The sequence below is a fragment of the Streptomyces sp. YIM 98790 genome, assembly GCF_011421595.1.
In the GTDB taxonomy this organism is placed as follows: Bacteria; Actinomycetota; Actinomycetes; order Streptomycetales; family Streptomycetaceae; genus Streptomyces.
This window is the reverse complement of record NZ_WTLH01000378.1, coordinates 1-1,557: the sequence shown is the minus strand read 5'-3', so window position 1 is coordinate 1,557 and position 1,557 is coordinate 1. Positions and strand designations below refer to the sequence as shown.

The window sequence follows — 1,557 nt, the reverse complement described above, 5'->3', positions numbered from 1 at the left end:
CCCTGGCCGTGGCGGTGGCGGCCGGCCGGCCCGTGACGGCGGACGCGCCGCTGCTCGCCGGGGTGCGCGCCGGGCTGCGGGTGGACGGGCTGTCCGCGGTGCTGGCGGTCATGGTCACCGCGGTCACCCTGGCGGTGCTGGTCTGGTCGGCGGCCCGGCCACCGGGCGAGGGGGCCGGCCGCGCGCGTTTCTCCGGACTGATGCTGCTGTTCGCCGGAGCCATGCTGGTGACGGTCACCGCCGACACGCTGCCGCCGCTGCTCATGGCCTGGGAGGTGATGGGCGCCACGAGCTGGGCGCTGATCGGCTTCCACTGGCAGGAGCCGGAGAAGGTGCGGGCGGCCGGTACCGCGTTCCTCACCACCCGCGCGGCCGACCTGGGGCTCTACGCGGCGGCGGGCGCGGCGCTGGCGGGCGGCGTGGACTCGCTGCGGCTGGACGCGCTGCCGGGGGCCGGGGCGGGCTGGCTGGACCTGGTGACGGCCGGGGTGGTGCTGGCCGCGCTGGGCAAGTCCGCGCAGTTGCCGTTCTCCTTCTGGCTCTCCCGCGCCATGCAGGGCCCGAGCCCGGTCTCGGCGCTGCTGCACTCGGCCACCATGGTGGCGGCCGGGGCCTATCTGCTGCTGCGGCTGCGCCCGCTGCTGGACGCCTCCGGCTGGGGCGGGCCGCTGGTGGCCTGGGCGGGGGTGCTCACGGCGCTGGTGCTGGGCGCGGTCGCCGTGGCGCAGACCGAGCTGAAGCAGCTGCTGGCGGCCTCCACCTGTGCGCAGCTCGGCTTCGCGGTGCTGGCGGCGGGCGCCGGGGGCACGGCCGGCGGCACCGGGCAGCTGGCCGCCCACGCGGCGGTGAAGGCCGCGCTGTTCCTGGCCGCCGGGGCGTGGCTGGCGGCGCTGGGCNCGGCGCTGGGCACGGAACGGCTCGCCGGGCTGCGCGGCGCGGCACGGGCCTGGCCGGCGCTGGGCACGGCCTTCGCGGCGGCGGCGCTGACGCTGGCCGGGGTGCCGCCGCTGGGGCTGTGGGCCGCCAAGGACCACGTGCTGGCCGCGGCCCGGCACGAGAGCACCGCGCTGTACGCGGCCGGCCTGGCCGCGTCGGCGGTCGCCGCCGTCTACGCCGTCAAGATCCTCCGGTACACCCTCGCCCCGGACGCGCCCTCCCGTTCCGCCTCCGTGCCGTCCCCCGGCCCCGGCCGGCGGCCGGCGCAGCCGCCCGGGGTGGTGGGGCCGGTGGCGGTGCTGGGGTCCGCGGGAGCGGCGCTCGGCGTGCTGGCGCTGCCGCCCGTGGCCCACTGGCTGGGGCGGCTTCTCGGGGCCACCGGGGAACCGGAGCCCGTGCCGTGGGAGGCGGCGCTGTCCGCGGCCGTGGTGCTGGCCGCCGCCGCACTCGCCCGGTGGCGGCCGTGGCCGGTGCGGGTCCCGCCCGCGGTGCGGCACCGGACGGGCCGCTGGCTGTGGCCCGCCGGGGCGGTGCAGGCGTCGGTGGTGCGGCCGGTGCTGGGCGCGGCCCGCGCTCTGGCGGTGTTCGACGACCGGGTGCTGGACGGCGCGGTGCGCGGGG

1 protein-coding gene is annotated in these 1,557 nt (G+C 80.1%); it reads left to right on the top strand.

The window, feature by feature from the left end:
• Positions 1-1,557 (top strand): proton-conducting transporter membrane subunit (locus GQS09_RS28215; RefSeq protein ID WP_165990343.1); only part of this gene is annotated, 1,557 nt, incomplete at both ends.